The 20,031-nt window shown below is 37.7% G+C and carries 10 protein-coding genes; 6 read left to right on the top strand and 4 right to left on the bottom strand.

Annotated elements, in window-relative coordinates; all coding sequences use genetic code 11:
* Positions 1-113: 113 nt before the first annotated feature.
* Genes NNJ85_RS00505 through lptF form a run of 3 tightly spaced genes read right to left on the bottom strand, consistent with a single transcriptional unit; the run spans position 114 to position 4,747 of the window.
* On the bottom strand, positions 114-2,468 hold the full coding sequence (locus NNJ85_RS00505) for an LPS-assembly protein LptD (RefSeq protein WP_254472699.1): 2,355 nt from the start codon (positions 2,466-2,468) through the stop codon (positions 114-116).
* The gene (lptG, locus tag NNJ85_RS00500) at positions 2,469-3,560 is read right to left on the bottom strand and encodes an LPS export ABC transporter permease LptG (RefSeq protein WP_254472698.1); all 1,092 of its coding nucleotides are present in this window, start codon (positions 3,558-3,560) and stop codon (positions 2,469-2,471) included.
* On the bottom strand, positions 3,557-4,747 hold the full coding sequence (lptF, locus tag NNJ85_RS00495; RefSeq protein ID WP_254472697.1) for an LPS export ABC transporter permease LptF: 1,191 nt from the start codon (positions 4,745-4,747) through the stop codon (positions 3,557-3,559). Before lptF ends, lptG begins: the two co-directional genes overlap by 4 nt.
* Before the next feature lie 411 nt (positions 4,748-5,158).
* Between lptF and NNJ85_RS00490 the strand changes: the two genes are divergently transcribed.
* Genes NNJ85_RS00490 through NNJ85_RS00480 form a run of 3 tightly spaced genes read left to right on the top strand, consistent with a single transcriptional unit; the run spans position 5,159 to position 6,037 of the window.
* Complete coding sequence (locus NNJ85_RS00490) at positions 5,159-5,605, top strand: DNA polymerase III subunit chi (RefSeq protein ID WP_254472695.1); 447 nt, start codon at positions 5,159-5,161, stop codon at positions 5,603-5,605.
* Entirely contained in the window at positions 5,605-5,784 is a 180-nt protein-coding gene (locus NNJ85_RS00485) for a hypothetical protein (RefSeq protein WP_254472694.1), read from the top strand. The genes NNJ85_RS00490 and NNJ85_RS00485 overlap by 1 nt, the downstream gene beginning before the upstream one ends.
* Positions 5,774-6,037, top strand: a complete 264-nt coding sequence (locus NNJ85_RS00480) for a hypothetical protein (protein WP_254473858.1) — start codon at positions 5,774-5,776, stop codon at positions 6,035-6,037. The genes NNJ85_RS00485 and NNJ85_RS00480 overlap by 11 nt, the downstream gene beginning before the upstream one ends.
* Here NNJ85_RS00480 and NNJ85_RS00475 read toward each other — a convergent pair.
* Positions 6,034-7,323 carry an MFS transporter gene (locus NNJ85_RS00475; protein WP_254472693.1) on the bottom strand — a complete coding sequence of 430 codons (1,290 nt, stop codon included), beginning with the start codon at positions 7,321-7,323 and terminating at the stop codon, positions 6,034-6,036. The genes NNJ85_RS00480 and NNJ85_RS00475 overlap by 4 nt on opposite strands.
* Before the next feature lie 559 nt (positions 7,324-7,882).
* Here NNJ85_RS00475 and bafA (NNJ85_RS00470) point away from each other — a divergent pair.
* From bafA (NNJ85_RS00470) to bafA (NNJ85_RS00455), 3 genes are all read left to right on the top strand, one after another.
* Positions 7,883-13,429, top strand: coding sequence for a BafA family autotransporter (bafA, locus tag NNJ85_RS00470; protein ID WP_254472692.1), 5,547 nt, complete (start codon positions 7,883-7,885; stop codon positions 13,427-13,429).
* A gap of 355 nt (positions 13,430-13,784) precedes the next feature.
* Positions 13,785-16,349 (top strand): BafA family autotransporter, encoded by a 2,565-nt coding sequence (bafA, locus tag NNJ85_RS00465; RefSeq protein WP_254472691.1) that lies wholly within the window; start codon positions 13,785-13,787, stop codon positions 16,347-16,349.
* A gap of 797 nt (positions 16,350-17,146) precedes the next feature.
* A complete protein-coding gene (gene bafA / locus NNJ85_RS00455) occupies positions 17,147-19,711 on the top strand; it encodes a BafA family autotransporter (RefSeq protein ID WP_254472690.1) in 2,565 nt (854 codons plus the stop codon).
* Positions 19,712-20,031 lie beyond the last annotated feature (320 nt).

Raw genomic sequence — 20,031 nt, 5'->3', positions numbered from 1 at the left:
AATAAGCTTTCGCATTGTTTATTAATTCTCATCAATAACTTAAACTATACGCTTTCTTTCATAAAAACAATAATAAGTTAAATCACTTATACATTCTCTTTATAAATTTGAATCTATTTTTTTCCGGTATCTGCGATTGTACGCAATGAAAGAGAGAAATTAAAGTTCTGCAAAGGTGTTTTTCTTCCCGGATTCATTACCTGTTGATAACCGAATGTTACCCCGAAACATTCATCGGCATAATTCAAGCTAATTCCTCGTTTTATAAATATGCCAGATACGAGATCATAACCGGCGTTGCTATTAATGGACCAATAGTCTGCCAGTTTTAAGCCTGTTTGAAAAGAAATTTCTTGGCGCTCTTGTGGATATTCGTAATTCGGTTGGCTTGCGATATAAGCATATTGTACAGAGGCCCAAAAATTTTTCCACATTTGTGATGCTTCAATTTCACCACGGCGGACTTTTCCTGTTTTTTTGTCAAAGCGTCCGCGCGTTTCTAAGGAAAAACCGTTTTTATGGGTCGCACCAAACATTGCAACATAGTCTGAACGTTTTGCTTCTAAGCTAGAATGAATACCGGCGTTAACAAAGTCCTTTTCTGCAAAAGAATTCTTTCCTGCCAGATGAAAGGATTGTCCAATAAGACTATAAAGAGACCAATTGTCATTAAAGTTTCCAGAATATCTTAGACCTATATTGGCTCTTGTCCCACCTTCTACACGATCATAACCAGAAAATTTATTTCGTTGAAAAAGAGTGGTTGCATCAAAGACAAAGCTTTGTGCATCTTCATTCGGAAGTTGTCCGATATATTGTTCATTGTTGCGTATAAAAATTTGTGCGGTTGGTTCTATAATATGTGTAGAATGAGCAGCTGTAATAAGGAAGGGATAACGTGCTTCCAATCCTGCTGTTGCTATGCCACGAATTTTTGAGCCGCGAATTGCGGATAAGGCATTGTTTTCTCTAGAATCAGCATAATTTTCTTGTCCATTGATTGTAAGGATATCAGCCCGTAGAGAGAGAAGGGGGGTTAATATGAGGCCATTGTGCATGTTAAAGCGCTTTTTCCACTCAAGCTCATTTGTTAAACGCAAACTATTTCCAGCCATACCAGAAAGTCGTACAGTGTTGAGAGGATTTTTGTTCCAGTCGGGTGAACTGAAGTCGGCATGACGACGGTAAATTGATTGTATATTGCTATGGAAGGTAAGCTCTCCATTATAAATGGGTTCATCTGGTGTAAAAGAATAATCTATACGTGGTAGAACCCATACTTGTTGAGAGTGACGTTCATAATGGGGATCGTTCAATATCGAATCTTGAATTTTAAAATGATAAAAACGCATGTCAAAATAGTTTTTTCCTGCAAGACCATTCAGATAGATCTGAGAAAGTTGTGTAGGATTGCTATAGTTTTCAAGCTTGTAGGCACGACTAAAATGCCGATCGGATTGTGCAAGAATATCCCATCCATAAGTCCAGTGTGAATTAATACGAAAGTCCCCCTTTGTCGCCAGCATATAACGGTTTTTATGCTGTGCATCAATCGTATTCCTGTCAAATCTATGCGGTTTCATTTGATATATATGAGCAAAGCGAATGTTATAACGGCCCATTTTAAAACGCTGACGCCATTCCCCTTCGGTTAAAAGCCCTTGTTGAGTATAAATCGTAGAAGAAAGCGTAAAATCATAATGGGGAGCGAGATTCCAGAAATAAGAATTCTTTATCCCCATACCGAGATAATCAGTATAGAAAAAATGAGGCGTAAGTAGACCGCTAGCACGCCTGACAGTTGGATCATAGAGCTCAAAATTTGGAAATTTTATAATTGGGACACCAAAAACTTCAAAACTGCTATTTTCAAACCGAATTTTTTTAACGCTATTATTCCATATAATCTTTCTGGCTTTAATTTTCCATAGAACCTCTCTATCTGGTTTATAAGAGCAAGGTTCACAGGCTGTATAGGTTGCATTTTCAAAGATTGTTACCTGATTGTTTTGGCGTATAGCATTTTGAGCGGCAAAGTGCACATTGTTGGCTGTATCAATACGCAAAGCGTTTACAAACCCCTTGCCAAGATCTTTGGTCATATCAATTTGATTAGAATAAATTTTATTCCCATCTTTTTGAGTAATTTCAACGTTTCCTTGTGCAATAAGCCGCCCTGTTTTTTGGTTGTAAATGATTTTTTGAGCCACAACTTTATTGCCGTCATATTCAACTTGGACATTCCCTTGTGCAGAAACAGTGTTTTCATCACGATTGTAGATGAGTTCATCCGCAGAGAGCAAAAGAGGGCGCTCCGAGTTTTGAATGCGACTTTGAGGAGGAGACATAGGACTTTGCGCGTATGCACAATAAGGCAATGTTCCCCCTAAAATAACCGCCATAACACTTCTAAAAGCGAGAGCACTTAATTTTGTTAAAATGATTTTCTTACGCGTTAATGCTTTCACTTAGCCATCCTCTTTATGAAGTAAAAAAGAGATTCCCAAGAATAATGCAATAACAACAGGTGTCCAAGCGGCAATAATTGGTGGAATATATCCGGCATTACCAAAAGCCTGAACGAGTACAGAAATAACATAAAGCATAAATCCAGCGATTACGCCACCAAGAATCAACGTTCTAGATTGCCCAAAACGGGTAAAATTTAAAGATACAGTTGCTGCAATGAGAGTCATTGCCACAAGTAATGCCGGTAAGGCAATCAAAGATTGCAAATACATATCAAAATTATTCGCAGAATAGCCAAATGAACGTGCGATCATAATTTTTTTAGGCAATTGGTAAAATGGAATAGTTACGGGATTCACTAAACGTTCCGTTAAAAATTCAGGTTTTAGATTGGTTTTTATTTTCAACTCGGTAAATTTTTCAGGAGGATGTCCTATTTTATAGATTGTGCCATTTGTTAAGAACCAAGCGCCATTGGTCAAGGTTGCTTTTGGGGTGTTAATCCAATTTTTGACGGTTGCGTCATCTTTGTATTGTACAAAGGTTGCATCAAGAAGAGAAAGTCCTTGATCGGTAATCAATTTAGCGCCAATGGTTGTTCTGCCTAAATCTGTACGCTGTGTTAACCAGTGGATACGTGTATTATGAAGAGATGTTAGGACATTATTATTGCGCCACTCAATCATCATTTTTTCTGCTTGAGAAAATCCCCATGCAGCAAGTGGATTAATGAGAAAAATTGAAAATAACCCTAAAAGAAAAGCTCCAAAACAAGCAGGCATAAGAAATTGCCATGCAGAAACACCGATAGAGCGAGTAACCACAAGTTCAAGCTTTTTGTTAAGCGAGATAAGTGTTGTCATTGCAGAAAAGAGTGCAATAAAAGGGATAAGTTGTTGCATAATAAAAGGGATACGTAAAACAGAGAGGAGAAATGCATCTTTTACTGTATAATATGGAAGGGAAGGTAGCCTCCCAGAATTTTCTGTAAAATCGATTAAAAGAGCAAGGACCAAAATGCCCCCCAAAAAATAACACGTTATTTTAAGGTAACGTATAAAAAAATAGCGTCCAAGTGTCCGTCCAATCATGATATTTTATCCGGAGAATCTTGAGGTTTTTTATGTTCAAATTTGTTCACTACTTTTTGAAAAATGATTTGAAGTACCTCATTAAATTTTGCAGGGAGTCCAATTTTATGATTCGTTAAAAGCATAAAAAAAACGAATATACTTGTTCCTATAGGCGTAATATAAAGGAGAGGAATATATGCAAGATCGTTCTTTGCTTTTTCGGCGAAAAAATACCCTATCCAATAGACCAGAAAAGAAAAAGCAATCGCTAAGAAATTTGCTAAATGACGTGCTTGTCGATGAGAGCATACATTTCCTGCCGCTGCTAATGCAATAAGTGAAAAAACGATTGGATAGAGCCATTGCGTTAGTCGGCGGTGAAACTCAGCTTTATATTGGAGCGGTTTTCGTTGATAGTAGGGATCTTTTGGGTCAGGGTTTTGTAAATAAGAAAGAGACCGATCTTTTGGATAAAGAGTAGGTTTTTTATCACTAGGAATAAACTCCCCTAGGCTAAAGGTATATGCGCTAAATTGAACGATTGAAACGCTGTTATTTTGATGGTTGACCCTTTCTATTTCACCGTTATTGAGGATTAAAAAACGACCGTTTTGATTACTTATAATGGAGGCTTTTGTTGCATAATAAAAAAGATCAGTTTTAGGGTCACGCTGATCGGCAATAAAAAGACGTTCAAGTGTTCCATTTGGATTTCGTTCGCCAATTTCTATGTAAAGATTATTGGCAAGTTTTTGAAAGCTCCCTTCACTAATGAACAGATTAATAAGATCAAAATGGGCATTTGCTAACATTTGTCGCATATGAAGACGCGCTTGAGGAGCAACAAAATTAGCAATAGAAAAGGAGATACATGATGCAACAATAGCAAGAAGGAGAATAGGTTTCAAAACAGTACTTTTAGGAAAACCAGAGGCATTGATGACAGCAAGTTCTGAGTCTTGATTCATTGCTGAAAGGGTGGTTGTAACTGCGATTACTAATGCAAATGGAATGACAAGAAAAATAACAGAAGGAACTAATGAAAGTGAAAACTGCAAGACTGTGAGGAGTGTCTGTTTACTTGTTGTGAGAAAGTTTATACGTGCAAGAATTTGCACCGTCCAACTAACACCCACTGCTGCAATCATGACAGAACTAAATAAAACAAAGACACGCCTCAGGATGTAGAACTCAATAATACGCATAAAATGGAGAACACCCTCAGTCTTTAATTCGATAACAAATACTTTTGCCGCTTTCGGTTAAAATGTAATAAAATTAAAAAAACACCTTTTCAGGGACTGGGCATTTTTAACAAATAAACCATATAAAATTGCTCGTTAAATTCCCTGTAATTTTTCAACACATTATATTTTATTTTCTACGATAGTCTACAAGGAATCTAGAAAATAACTTGAAAAACTTTTTTATTAACGTTGAAAATAAAAAAGTTTTATCTTTTAAAGGGGCTCTTAAAGATACAGGCAAAAAGATAATGCATCTCAATCGAAAAAGAGGTTTATATCTTGAACCGTTTCCTTTTATATAAGGGCTATAGAAGTTTCTCTAAAAAAGATGTTAGCTTTATTGGTAAAAAGTGATGAGGATTTGAGAGGTTGGATATTCTATTCTATCATTTGACGCAGTCAACGCTAAAAGATATTTTGCCAACGCTTGTGGAGCGGGCATTGGCTCGTTTTGGTAAGGTAACCATACAATGTGTGAGTAAAGAACAACGTGATTCTATAGATATGCATTTATGGGTTTATGCTGATGAATCATTTATTGGACATGGAACAGAGTGTGATCAATATTCAAATTTTCAGCCTGTATTTCTGACTACAGGACAAGAAAATCCCAATGATTCAAAGATTCGTTTTCTCATAGAGGGAGCTGTTTGTTCGGATATTGATGTTTATCAACGTCTTGTTGTGTTATTTGATGGCAGAAATGATGAGCAGTTGAATCTTGCTCGAGCACAGTGGAAAAAATATAAAATGGAAAATCATAATTTAACGTATTGGCAACAGACTGAAGATCGTCGTTGGGAAAAACAGCTCTAATGCGTCTCGTATCTTTTATTCTGGTTTTTATAGGGTTGGTAGGAATTATAAATCCAGCACTTTTTATTGCGGAAGGATCAGGGGGAGGGCGTTGGGTCTTTGTTGTGATTTTTCTTTTAGGTATGCTAAAGATATGGCCTATAATTAAAAAAATGAAACGGCATGATGATGATTATTGATCGAATTTTGCTTGTTTTATGGGCTGTAATGTTGGCTTTTTTTTGCGTTTCGTGGTTAGGGACAACGCATATCCTATCAGGAATGTTTGCTGTTGCTGATATGAGCAATATTGCGGATTTTTTATTTTTCTTTTTGAGTGCCTTGTTTGCGGGAATATTGTGGTGGCATATACCACAACCCATGTCTTTAAAAATGAGACTGGCAGCATTTTTTCTGCCAGTCCTTATTTTATTCTTCGTTATTACATTTTAGTTGGATATTTCATCATCTGTAAATCCGACAAAGCAAATTAGTGAAACAAAAGAAGCAAAAAGCAAATAATAGCCGATGTAAGACGTATCAAAATGTTGCACTAAATATTCCGCAATATAAGGTGCGAGAGAAGCTCCTACGATACCAGATAAGTTGAAAGTAATAGAAGAGCCTGTGTATCGAATGGCTGTTGGGTATGGTGAAGCCAAAACAGCACCAAGAGGACTGTATATCATTCCCATGATAGACAAACCAATGACAGACATTGCAAGGACTCCTATAACTCCAGAATTTAAGAAATAAGGAATTGCGAAAGAATAGATACCGGTGATGATTGTAATCCAAATCATCAAAGTTCTCCGTCTAATACGATCAGCAAGTCTTCCAGTAATGACCGTAAAAATTCCACAGAAAATAGCACCGATAATTTCAACTTGGAGAGCTTGATAATATGACAACTGCAAATGATTTGTTGAATAGCTTAACAAATATGCAGTAACCAAGTAAAACAAAACAAATGTTCCCATACCAGAAAATATTCCAAGAAATAAGATTCGTGGACATTTTAAAAAGACATCAATGATAGGAACTTTGACACGTTCTTTACTTTCAAGATTTTTTTTGAATTGAACAGTCTCATTGATTGAAAGACGAACCCATAATCCTATAATCATAAAAATAATTGAAGCAATGAAAGGGATGCGCCATCCCCAAGCGACAAGTGCATCATGATCAAGGAAGTATAACAGACCTAAATAAACAGCAATGGATAAAAACAAACCGATAGGAACGCCCAATTGAGGAAACATTGCATACCAGCCTCGCTTTTCTGGAGGGGCATTTTCTGTTGCGAGCAAAACAGCTCCTCCCCATTCTCCTCCTAATCCCATTCCTTGTCCAATACGGCACAAGGTTAAGAGGAAAGGGGCAAACCACCCAGCGGTTTCATATGTGGGAAGAAAACCAATAATGACTGTTGAAAGCCCCATTGTGAGAAGAGAGGCGATAAGTGTTGCTTTTCTTCCAATTTTATCTCCAAAATGTCCAAAGATGATCGATCCAAAGGGCCGAGAAAAAAAAGCCGCGCCAAAGATCAGAAAAGATTGTAAAATGGCAATCTGATCATTTTGTGTTGGAAAAAATACATGAGGAAATATGAGCGCTGCGGCGGTGGCAAAGACATAGAAATCAAAGAATTCAATTGTTGGGCCAATAAGGCTTGCAAACAAAATGCGACGAGGGGAATTTCTGTTGCTTGTACCTTGCATTTCTAAGTTTATAGGCATGAATAGAATGTCCCTTTCAGTATATGACAAATCAAATATGAATTAATCAACTATAATTATAAAAATTTCAAATCAGTGTCGAGTCGATATTATGATGTTTCTAATATATTCGAACAACGATGATGGACTGATGAATATCAATAAGTGTTTTTGGGATTATCAAAATTGAAGTGAATAGAGAAACTATTTTAAATGCTGTAGAAATGAAAATATGGGGACATAAAAGCTTCCCCCTCATTCACAGTGCTGTTTCCTTTAAAATTTAACCATTTTTATCTATTGAGGATCAATCTTTTTCGTAGATTAGTGTTTCAAAAATATTAAAAATTTTTTTATGAATATAATTATAACACTTTTTAAGAGTATGTATTAAAAATTAAATCTTTTAGTTGTGCATACATTTTAAAGACACATGGTGTATATTTGACTGCCAGAGCTTAATCATCGAATGCTTTATTATCTTAAAAAATAGGAGGTTGAGCCATTACAGAATGTTGTTTTGGTCTATGCACTTTTTTCTAAATGGGGGATTTAAATTTGGAATGATGGAATGTGGGTAATGCAACGCAAAATGAAATTAAGTTTTTATGCGTTAATGACCAGTAGTTTTTTTATCAAGATTGCGAATGCAGATGGCGTAGAAACATTAAAAGAAAAGCTATTAACGCCAGTAGGCATCAATGAACATCTAGAAGAGACAAGAGAATTGTTCTCAAAAGTGAGGGGATTAAAAGAGAAAAAAGAGGGGGCAAAAATCATAGTGCATGAAAAGATGATAGAAGGAAGGAAGTCTTCAGAAGCAGAAAGGAAGGGGGCAGACAACCTGTTCTTTGAAGTTCTCACAAATTCAGTCATAAGCGATGGTGCTACGATTTATATTACCAACCGTGACTCTGAATCTTCTGGTGAAAAAGTAAATAGCTTTAACTATAAGAATGCAGGTTATTCCATTAACAATACGGTTCAGGAGGGTGTAAAACTCTACATTGATGCAGCAAGTGTTAGTCGGGATACGACAATAGAGCATGGTGGGATTGAGTTTGTCCAAAATCTAAGTACTTCAGAATACGCTACGGTTAAAAAAGGGGGACAACAAATTGTTGAAAGTGGTGCAAATGCTGAAGGGACTAAAATCCATGGAGGTGAGCAGATTATTTTTGGTCAGGGGATCCTTGGAGATGGCTTGGAGCTTAAAGACAAGGAAAGTAGTGCTTATGGTACTGAAATTTATGCTGCAGATGGAATGCCAGGAATACAAAGTGTCTATAGTGGGGGGATGGCTGTTGACACAAGGGTTAGGAAAGGAGGCGTCCAGAATCTTGATGGTCAAGAAAATTTTAATAACAGCTTTTCAGAAGATGCTGATACAGCCGATACAGAAGATGAGGATTTTACAATCAATGAGGGGGCTTTTGCACTGAGTACCGAACTTTTTAAAAATGGGATGCAGAATATTTTTGCGGGAGGGAATGCGAGTGAAGTTACTTTATACGATAGAGCGACTCAGAAGATATATAATTCTGGATATGCGGATACTCTAACAATTAATCATCAAGCAAGGTCATGGGTTTTTGCGGGGGCAATATTAGATAAGGGCACAAATGTTTATGATTTTGGCAGCCTCTATCTTTATGCTGGGAATGGTGAAGCCATTACGGAAGTAGAAAATCTTAATTTAAATGGGGAAGATACCAAACTCTACATTATTGCTTCTGAAGATAACAGCACAAAACCTCAGGTTAATATCCAGAACTTAAAAGGAAATGGGAGAGTTGTTTTTACCTCTTTAGGAGCTCATAAGCATTACTCTGAGCTTAATATCGGGGAGTTTTCAGGTTCTTTACATTTCGATTTCAATGTTGATTTTGCCAAGCACCTTAGTGATTATATTGTCATTAAAAAAAGTGCTTCAGGTCATCACACAATCGGTGTGACGGATTCTGGGCGTGAAATGACAAATTCTTTTCACAAAAAGCTTAAATTAATTTCTGATCGTAGTGGAAACGCTCATTTTACTCTGACAAATACTTTTGGTGAAAAAATCGAAACGATTGATGCTGGAACCTATAGGTATCGTTTGAAACATAGAAATAATAAAGGCACCGGTAAAATTTGGTATTTAGATGCGAATTATGCTCTTGATGAGACGAATTCTTTATTTTCTGATTTTAGCTTGCAACCATCTGCTATGGCTTCATTATCGCGTGATCTCACAGAATTGACTATTGAAAAGGAAATGATTGTTACGATTGCGGATCCTAGCTTTGACATGAGCAGTGAGAAAATTGAGAGCAATGGAGAAACTTCAATTAGTAATACCGTTAAAGATGGTGGAGAGCTCTCCGTTTATAGCGGTGGTTTTAGCTTGTATACGACACTTCAAAGAGGCGGGATTGAGCTTATTAAAACACAGGGTCTTTCTCAGGATAGTGCTGTTCATAAAGGTGGACAACAAAGGATTGAAGAGGGGGGAAAAGCAGAAGGGGCTAAAATTTATGGTGGTGAGCAGTTTGTTTCAGGAAAATCTAATATTCAAGGGGTGATGGTAAGGAGCAGCGCCTATGACAGCGTCATTTCTGGTGAAAATGGGGTGAGAGGATATCAGAATGTGTATGATGATGGAGAGGTTTTTCGTACAAAGATCATGGAAGGAGGGGTACAAAATCTTTATGTGGAAGAGGATCTCAACAATTATAGCAGTTTTGCATTTAATACAGTGGTTTCTTCTGGTGGAGAGCAACACGTTTTAGTGGGGGGCATAGCCCTTGGCGTTCTTTTACAAGGGAGTGCTTTTCAGAAAATAGATTTAGGGGGCTATGTAAAAGATTTAATCATTAAGGATCAAGCACAATCATGGTTACATCCTGGTGCAACATTAGAAGGAAGCACCATGATTCATGATTCTGGACGAATTTATCTTTATGCTGGCCCTGAGCAATCTCGCACTGAAGTTGAAACAATTATTTTAAATGGCAGAGATACAAGATTGTACGCTATTGCTTCTGATATGGACAATGAAAGTTCTTTAATTGAGAACTTAAGTGGTGATGGCAGTGTTATTTTTATGTCTACCGTATTTAATCCACATTACTCTAAACTTGAGGTCGGTAATCTTTCAGGGAATTTACATTTTAGATTGAATACCAATTTTGCAGAGCAGCGCGGTGATTATCTCTTTATCAAAAAGGGGAAAGGAGATTACACCATAAGCGTGATTGATTCTGGTATTGAAATTGCCGATTCTTCTCTCCTAAATCAGAATTTAGTTCTTGAACTTGATTTAATTCATGAACAAAGCGGAAATGCGCATTTTACTCTGACAGATTTTTCTGGTGAAAAGACTAGTATGATTGATGGTGGTGCCTACCTGTATAATCTAAAGACGAAAGATCATAACGGTGGAAAGACTTGGTTCTTGGCGCCGTTGGAAACAACTTCTACTCCTGTAATCCACACACCTCATGCCGAATCGCCTATAGATAAGCTTCCTGAAACAGAAGAAAATATAACGTCGTCGCAAGATGTTAATATTAATTTTGATCCATATTCTGATGTCATTAATTTCAGTATTCGTGAGGAGGGTGGCATTTTACAAAGCTTTTTGCTTGATGATGACAGGGTATTTTATATCTCTGATGATGGAGAGCAAGGTGCTTTTAAGCAATCCATTAACGCTACAATTGGGGGATCTGGAAGGCTTTATGTTGAGGGAGGTGGTTTTGTTAAGAATACAACAATTGAAAATGGTGGTTCTGAGATTGTAGGGGAACAGGGAATCTCAGAGTCTACGATTATTTACCAGGGCGGGCAACAAAAGGTAGAAGGAGGAGGAACAGCATTGCAGATTACAATCTACGGTGGTGATCAGCTGATTTGGGGAGATGGATACGTGAATGGTGGGATTGTTGGGAGCAGTGCTTATGATACGATAATTTATGGTCAAGGGGACATACCCGGACAGCAGAATGTGTATGATGATGGAATGGCAGTGAGAACAAAAGTGATGAGTGGAGGAATACAAACTCTTGCTAAATGGTTTCCTGATGATGATAACTTTGCAGAAAAAACCGGTGGTTTAGCTATAAATACTGAGGTTTTTGCAGGTGGTGTACAAAGGGTATTAGCAGGGGGTGAAGCAAATACAGTGACTTTACACCGCCATGCTGCTCAAGAAGTTCATGCTGGGGGCATTGTAAAAAATCTAATAATTAAAGAGGGAGCCAATTCATGGGTTTTTGCTGGTGCGATGTTAGGAGGAGAAATAACGGTTCAGGATTTGGGACAACTCCATCTTTATGCTGGAAATGATCGTTTTTATACTGAAAAAAATTATCTGACGACAGTAGACGATATCAATTTAGAGGGAGAAAATGCTAAATTATACTCTATTTCTAATGGATATGAAAACACAGAAACGTATATTAGGAAGCTGAGCGGTGTAGGAAATATTGTTTTTACTTCTACAGAATCTAATTTACATTACTCCAAGCTTTCTGTTGATGACCTTTCGGGGAGTCTCCATTTCGATTTTAATGTTAGCCTTGCAGAAGGAGAAGGGGATTATCTTTTTATCAAAAATGGTCATGGCTCTCACATAATAAGTGTGGTTGATTCTGGTATTGAAATTGTTGATCCTTCTTCAACAGAACTTGATTTAATTTTGGATCAAAGTGGAGGCGCTTCTTTTACTCTACAAAGTTTTTCTGGTGCAAAAATTGGAATGGTTGATGGTGGAACCTATATGTATGGTTTGAAACAAAAAATTGGGAAGGATGGGGGTGAAAAAGTTTGGTATTTATCTGCAGTCTTTATTGATAATTTTTCATTTCTTAATAGTTTGCCACAGCGTAGAAGCAGATCTGCACGGCATTTAAGTCAAAATCAACTAGTTCCTTTTCTTTCAACGCTTACAAATACACAAGAGCATGCGATTAAATTACCTCGTCAAAGAGAAAACCGCCACAACGTGAGTCAAAAATCTCCAACTTCTGTTTCTTCAATTGTTTCAAATCTGGGAAGTCAAATGATTAAAGGAGCACCTCCATCAGGTTCTCATCTTCTTTCTGCTGAAAAGCAACAGATGGCTGTTTCAGAATCGTCTCAATATTTAGCGGATCAAATGATTTTGCGTCCAAGCAATCAGAAACAATCTTCTACACAATTGGGGGAGACGCTTTCAGGTTCTCAGTTTTTAACCACACCTTCTACAGATGCGGTATTGTCCATGTCTGTCGCTCCCGCGATGGTGTTTCACAATGAAATGCAAAGCGTGCGTGCGGGAAGAGGAATTCTAGATCACAGTAAAAAGAATACAGCTTTATGGAGCTATGCGATTAAATCGAAAGAAAGCATTGCGACAGAGCATATAGATTTTAAGCTTGATCAGACAGGGATCGTTTTAGGGATCAATGGCTTAAGTGAGTGGGAAAATGGAGAGTTTTATATAGGTGGTTTTGGCAGTTATGACCACGCACGCGTTGCGCATGCTCGGGGAGGTACCAGCGGTATCAATAGTTATGGTATTGGAGCTTACGTCACTTATCTGGATCATAGTGGATGGTATCTCGATGCTCTTTTAAAATATAATTATTATCAAAATACGCTGAAGGCGGTTTCCACGAATGGTTTAGGGATTGAAGGCAGTTATAGGCAAAGGACGGTTGGGTCCTCCTTTGAAGCAGGTTATCGACTTCAGACGTCCAAGAGTAGTTGGTTACAGCCTTATGGACAATTTACTTGGTTGCACGTTGAAGGAAAAGAAATCAAGTTATCGAATGACATGACCGGTGATATACGTCCCTTTACTTCATTGCGCAGTGAGGTTGGTTTATCTTTAGGGTATGAATTTGGTTCTGGCATGGCTTCTTCCTCACAGGCGTATATTACAGCAGCATGGTTGCGTGAGAATAAAGATGAGAATCAAACGGTGATTAATGAACGCCATGCATTTACGAGCGATTTATCAGGCAATGCGGGTAAATTAGGAATAGGTTTGAGCAGTTTTGTGAGTGAGAAGTTAAAGTTATATGGTGAAGCTCATTATGTTAAAGGGCGTAAAACAAAACAGTCTCTTCAGGGCATTTTAGGGGTACGCTATAGTTTCTAATTATAACGGTAGTTTTTAATTATCTTTCAAATCTATAATTATTTTTGAAAGTTTTTAATAAAGCGTAAATAACTTTTAAGAGCCTACAGACTCGCTTTTCATGACAGATTGTACACTCTCTTTTATATTATAGTTTATGATGTGTTACTTTTTTCTTTGATGAAAAAACTTTGAAGGAATGTAGGAATTTCCTTATATTTTTGGTCAAAAACGCATTGAAGAAACTGTAAAAAACAGTTCTTTGAGTAAAGTGATGAGGCTGCTCAGAAGAATTGTTACAATCTAAGGTTGAAAATATATTTTGTAGAGCTAGTTACGTTTGGTGTCTATGCAGGCATGAAGAGGGGGGAAGGGTATGGCTACACAATATAAATGGAAACGCAATGTTTGGGTACTCATTTTGAGCAGCTGTTTTGTACAGACAGCTGTTGCAAATGAGGGGAAGATGCCGCTTTTTTGTCAATCCTCAAGTTACGAAAATAATCAAGTATTTCAGGATCAATACAATGAAGAGATGAAAACAGGAAGATGCATCCTTGGAGCATCGAATGATTTCATAGTAAGAAGGGACAATAAGTTAGGCTTTTTAAAAAGGCCTAGCGATTTTACTCTTGTTAAGGGTGCTAGAATATTTGCGAGCCAGCAGGAGTTTGATGGCAATCGTCATGACAATGTTGGAGATAATAGACAAGAACAAAAGACTACGTTTCTTAGAAAACCTGAGCTTATCTCCATTAAAGATGGGGCACTGCTCGAAAATTATGTCCTTGATAATGAGGGAAAAGCATACATTTCAAATGATGGTGAGATTGATAGTCCAGGGCTATCTATCGATAATACGGTAAAGAATGGTGCGGAGCTTTATGTGTATGCAGGAGGTTTCAGTGAGAATAGTAAAATTGAACATGGTGGAATTGAAAATGTTCAGGCTTTAAAGGGAAAACAAGGCTTTTCGAAAAATGCTGTGGTTAAAGAAGGAGGACTGCAAAGTGTTGGAAATGGAGGGAAAGTAGAGGATACTAAAATTTATGGCGGGAAGCAGCTTGTTTTCGGGGAGGCGTATATTGGAGGAAAAATTAAAGAGAGTAGCGCTTCTCATACAGTTATTTATGGTCAAGAGGAAACATTAGCTCAACAAAAAGTATATGACGGGGGTAAAGTTTGGAATACAAAAGTTATGCGAGGGGGCATCCAAGAGGTTGGAAAAAAGTCTGAAGGTGCAAAAAATGGTGGTTTTGCATTTGATACAGAAGTTTTTGCTGGTGGTAAACAGCGTATCTTAAAAGGCGGTCAGGCTATTGGAGTCACTTTAAATGAGAGCGCTATTCAGGAAATATATACGGATGGATCTTTAAAAAATCTAACAATGAATGATGAAACAAAATCATGGGTACATGCTGGAGCGATATTAGAAGGTAAGACACAAGTAAATCATTCTGGGCAGCTTCATCTTTATGCTGGGAATGAACAACATCGTACCACAATAGAAGATATTGTTTTAAATGGAAAAGAGACAAAACTGTATTCACTTGCGGATGAATCTGATGGAAAAAGCTCTTTGATACAAAAATTAAGTGGTGAGGGGAGTGTTATTTTTGCATTTACGGGTTCTGATCCCTATTATTCTCAGCTTCATGTGAATAATCTTTCAGGAAGTTTACATTTCGCATTCAATACCACAATTGCCCAAGACCGTGGAGATTATCTCTTCGTTGAGAAAGGCGCAGGGAATCATACGATAAGTGTTGCTGATTCTGGCGTTGAAATCACGGATCCTTTTTCAAATAAACGTGATTTAATTACAGATCAAAGTGGTGGAGCGCATTTTACGCTGATAGATCTTAAGGGTGAAAACATTAATGCCATCGATGGTGGTACTTATATGTATGGCTTGAAAGAAAGAAAGGATGAAAATGGAAAGGTTTGGTTTTTATCTGCAGACTGTCTCAGTAGACCGGAAACTTCTATTCCTGATCCTACAAGTTCATTCATTCCTGGTGGAACATCAACGACACCTTCTACGGATGCAGTATTAACGTTATCCGTAGTTCCTGGACTTATTTTTAACAATGAGTTGCAAATTGTCCGGAATAGTAGAAAAATTTGGAATAGAAATAGGAAAGATATCGAGCCATGGACTTATGCTATTAAGGGCAGAGAACGCATTGCGACAGGCCATACATACTTTAAGCTTGGACAAACAGGTTTAGTTTTTGGTGTTGATCAGTTGAATAAATTAAGGCATGGAGGGTTATATATTGGTGGTTTTGGTAGTTATGATCAAGCACGTGTTTCTCATGTACGGGGTGGTAGAAGTGATCTGAGCTCTTATAGCATTGGAACTTACGCCACTTATTTTGATCATCGCGGATGGTATATAGATAGTGTTTTGAAATATAGTTATTATAGAGATAATTTGAAAGCCATCTCAACAAGTGGTTTGGCGATTCAAAGTCATTATAATCAGTGGGCGATAGGTGGATCATTTGAGATTGGTTATTATTTTGAACCAGCGCAAAATGCTTGGATGCAACCTTATATCAAGCTAACAGGTCTCCAAGTTGAAGGTAAAAAAATAAAACTTTCGAATGGAATGATCGGTGATCTAAGCCCCTTGATTTCATTTCGTAGTGAAGTTGGGTTAACGGCAGGACATGAATTCTTTGTGAATTCACAAACTTCATTAACAGCTTATATAATGGCTGCCTGGTTGCGTGAGAATATAAAGGATAATTATGCGACAATTAATAACCAGCATAAATTTATCACAGACTTATCGGGTAGTGCGGGTAAATTGGGAATTGGTTTAAACAGTTCGGTCAATGATAACCTAACACTTTATGCGGAAGCATATTATCTAAAAGGACATAAGATTAAAAATGCTCTTCAAGGTATTTTAGGATTACGCTATAGTTTCTAAATACACCTTTATATGGCTGATTAACTACAACCTTAAACAGATAACGCTTCACTACGTCTTTTTGAGAGTATAGAGACCTTTTCAAACAGTAAGGATACCTTTATATTCTCTTTAAAGGCAAGGTATTAATTTATTCATTGTTTTGTATATTGAATGAGAGTTCTGAATATCGTGGGATTTTCTTATTCCAAATCTGCTCCATTTTGAATCAATCAAAATCACTTTCTCGCACGTCACAAGCGGAGAAGAGTTGTATGGAGTGAAATTGTTCAAGAAAGGACTTGCCTCTTATAAACCGCCTCAAGTGCCAAGGAATGTGCAACATTTTAGGGCTGGGAAAATGTGTGATGATGTGGGATTTCTTCACCATAAGCGTAAAGATGGAGGTCTTTAATGGATTTATTATACTATTCATTATCGACGTTGGGAAAATGGGCTTGGGTATATTGAGAGATGTTTCTTTAAAACAAACCTGTGAATGTGCAATCCAAGGGCGCTCTGTTTTACATAAGGGATGTGATCCCATTAAAGGGCATGGGCATTTTTTTCATCCATAATCTCAAATACGCAAATTATTCCTTGAATTCAAATAAACAATTTGAATTTTATTCAGTTTTTCTGCCTTCAATTAGCGTTTTTTAGTGGCTTATAGATACAACTAAAAATTGTTTAAATTAAAAAATACACTAAAAAATTGTATTTAGACATAAATAAAACACATTATGATACAATCTAAAATTCGCTGCTTACGTAGCCACGGGGTATTTTTCTAAATAATTGAGAGTGGAGTGTGGATAATGCAGTATAAATACAAGTTAAGTTTTTCAGTATTGATGATCAGTAGTTGTCTTGTGCAATCTGCAAGTGCAGTTGAGAGCGGGAATAGAGAGCTAAAAAGAGAAACCCAAGTGAGAAGTGGAGGGACTGTATCAAAAGGTTCAGCACTGATTACAAATGTGCTTCCTAGTACTAATATAAAAATTGAAGAGGGTGGTGTTGAGATTGTTGAAAATGGAGCAACTTCCGTGAGATCCATTATTAAAAAAGGAGGGATGCAAATAGTTACGCGTGGGGGAAATGCAATAGATGCTGAAGTTATTGGAGGTCAGCAGTTTATTCACGAAGAAAAAGGTATTGATCTCACAAGTGTGTTGAGACGAAGCAGTGCATATGACGCCACAGTTATTGGTGGAGATGGAGCAATAGGGCAGCAGAATATATATGATGGGGCGTGGGCTTGGAATACAAAAGTGGGAAATAACGGAGAACAAAATCTTTATGCGGGAGAAAGAAAAGAGGGGGGTAGAGCAATGGCTACAAAGGTCTCTGGGAATGGCAGGCAGCACGTCTTAACGCATGGAGCCTCTTATGCTACCACTTTGAAGGAGCGGGCTACTCAAGTTGTATATTCTGGAGGATTTGTTGATACTTTAACAATTACGGATTTTGCTAGATCCTGGTTTCATTCTGGCATTCAAAAAGTCGTTGGGGAAGTAAGGGTTAATAATAAAGGAGAACTTTATTTGTTTGCTGGTGATAGGACAAACCATATTCTTAAGAAAAAGATTCCTATAGAAGGAAGAGCTGAGGAAACAATATTAAAGGTTGGTGAACGGAATATAGGAGAAAAACCTCAGATTGAAATTGAAGATTTAGGGGGGGACGGAGGAACTGTTATTTTTACCTCTATTCCATATGATCCTCGACATATTTCACTTCATGTTGAGAGGCTTTCAGGGGATTTACATTTTCGATTCAATATTAGTACTACGTTGGATGCGAGTGATTATTTGACGATCGGTGAAGGCGCAGGCAATCACAAAATAAGCGTTATCGATTCTGGTCGTGAAATTACAGGTTCTCTCTCTCAAAGGAATAGTTTGGTCACGGAGATTCCGTTAATTACCGATAGAAGCCAAGATGGAGGAGCTAATTTTACTCTGGCAGATCTTTCGGGGCATGATATCACAGCTGTTGATGGAGGAGCCTACCAGTATCGCTTGGAGAAGAGAGGTAGATGTGCTACCTCTAGCGGTTATTCTACAACTTGGTATTTAAGTAGAGTCTCTGAAGGTGCGGAACGTTCGAATACGGAAGTAGAGTGTGTGAAAAAGAAAATTAAGATTCCTCTTGCATTGTCTGATCAATCTGCCTCTTCTGAAGGGAAAAGACCTCAGAATCCTGCTAAAAAACAGCAAACTAAGCCACGGCCTCCACGTCATGTAAGAGGAACACAGAATGTTTCTAGTGTTTCAGTCTCTTCTTCTCAAGAAAGTCAGACGCGTGTGGTCCCTCCTCCATCAGGTTCTCATCTTCTTTCTGCTGAAAAGCAACAGATGGCTGTTTCAGAATCGTCTCAATATTTAGCGGATCAAATGATTTTGCGTCCAAGCAATCAGAAACAATCTTCTACACAATTGGGGGAGACGCTTTCAGGTTCTCAGTTTTTAACCACACCTTCTACAGATGCGGTATTGTCCATGTCTGTCGCTCCCGCGATGGTGTTTCACAATGAAATGCAAAGCGTGCGTGCGGGAAGAGGAATTCTAGATCACAGTAAAAAGAATACAGCTTTATGGAGCTATGCGATTAAATCGAAAGAAAGCATTGCGACAGAGCATATAGATTTTAAGCTTGATCAGACAGGGATCGTTTTAGGGATCAATGGCTTAAGTGAGTGGGAAAATGGAGAGTTTTATATAGGTGGTTTTGGCAGTTATGACCACGCACGCGTTGCGCATGCTCGGGGAGGTACCAGCGGTATCAATAGTTATGGTATTGGAGCTTACGTCACTTATCTGGATCATAGTGGATGGTATCTCGATGCTCTTTTAAAATATAATTATTATCAAAATACGCTGAAGGCGGTTTCCACGAATGGTTTAGGGATTGAAGGCAGTTATAGGCAAAGGACGGTTGGGTCCTCCTTTGAAGCAGGTTATCGACTTCAGACGTCCAAGAGTAGTTGGTTACAGCCTTATGGACAATTTACTTGGTTGCACGTTGAAGGAAAAGAAATCAAGTTATCGAATGACATGACCGGTGATATACGTCCCTTTACTTCATTGCGCAGTGAGGTTGGTTTATCTTTAGGGTATGAATTTGGTTCTGGCATGGCTTCTTCCTCACAGGCGTATATTACAGCAGCATGGTTGCGTGAGAATAAAGATGAGAATCAAACGGTGATTAATGAACGCCATGCATTTACGAGCGATTTATCAGGCAATGCGGGTAAATTAGGAATAGGTTTGAGCAGTTTTGTGAGTGAGAAGTTAAAGTTATATGGTGAGGCTCATTATGTTAAAGGGCGTAAAACAAAACAGTCTCTTCAGGGTATTTTAGGGGTACGCTATAGTTTCTAATTATAACGGTAGTTTTTGATTGGTCTTAGTGAATGAGAGAATTTTCAAACTTAGACCTGAAGTGTCTAGATCCGTCTTTTTTTTAAGAAGAAGGTTTTCATAAAAGGTATTTATTTTTACGTGTTGGTTTTTTCTTATAGTGTTTATCGCTTAAATGATAATTTTGATGGGAAGCATTTAGGAATACAATAAGGAGTTCAACATTTACTGAGAGCCCGGTGTGTATCTTATGGTGGGAGGGGCAATTATAGATGTATCTATTTTATTGAAGTTTTTTTTACACTCCATTCTATGTTTTTGAGAATTTGTGTAGATTTTTG

The organism is Bartonella sp. B1098 (genome assembly GCF_944896145.1).
Lineage (GTDB): Bacteria > Pseudomonadota > Alphaproteobacteria > Rhizobiales > Rhizobiaceae > Bartonella.
The sequence above is the reverse complement of the archived record's forward strand: the minus strand, read 5'-3'. Positions and strand labels throughout refer to the sequence as shown.

What these genes read in the sequence shown, in the direction of transcription:
- lptG (WP_254472698.1), bottom strand. Translation starts at nt 3,560, where the DNA reads ATGATTGGACGGACACTTGGACGCTATTTTTTTATACGTTACCTTAAA.
- lptF (WP_254472697.1), bottom strand. Translation starts at nt 4,747, where the DNA reads ATGCGTATTATTGAGTTCTACATCCTGAGGCGTGTCTTTGTTTTATTT.
- NNJ85_RS00485 (WP_254472694.1), top strand. Translation starts at nt 5,605, where the DNA reads ATGCGTCTCGTATCTTTTATTCTGGTTTTTATAGGGTTGGTAGGAATT.
- NNJ85_RS00480 (WP_254473858.1), top strand. Translation starts at nt 5,774, where the DNA reads ATGATTATTGATCGAATTTTGCTTGTTTTATGGGCTGTAATGTTGGCT.
- NNJ85_RS00475 (WP_254472693.1), bottom strand. Translation starts at nt 7,323, where the DNA reads ATGCCTATAAACTTAGAAATGCAAGGTACAAGCAACAGAAATTCCCCT.
- bafA (WP_254472692.1), top strand. Translation starts at nt 7,883, where the DNA reads ATGCAACGCAAAATGAAATTAAGTTTTTATGCGTTAATGACCAGTAGT.
- bafA (WP_254472691.1), top strand. Translation starts at nt 13,785, where the DNA reads ATGGCTACACAATATAAATGGAAACGCAATGTTTGGGTACTCATTTTG.
- bafA (WP_254472690.1), top strand. Translation starts at nt 17,147, where the DNA reads ATGCAGTATAAATACAAGTTAAGTTTTTCAGTATTGATGATCAGTAGT.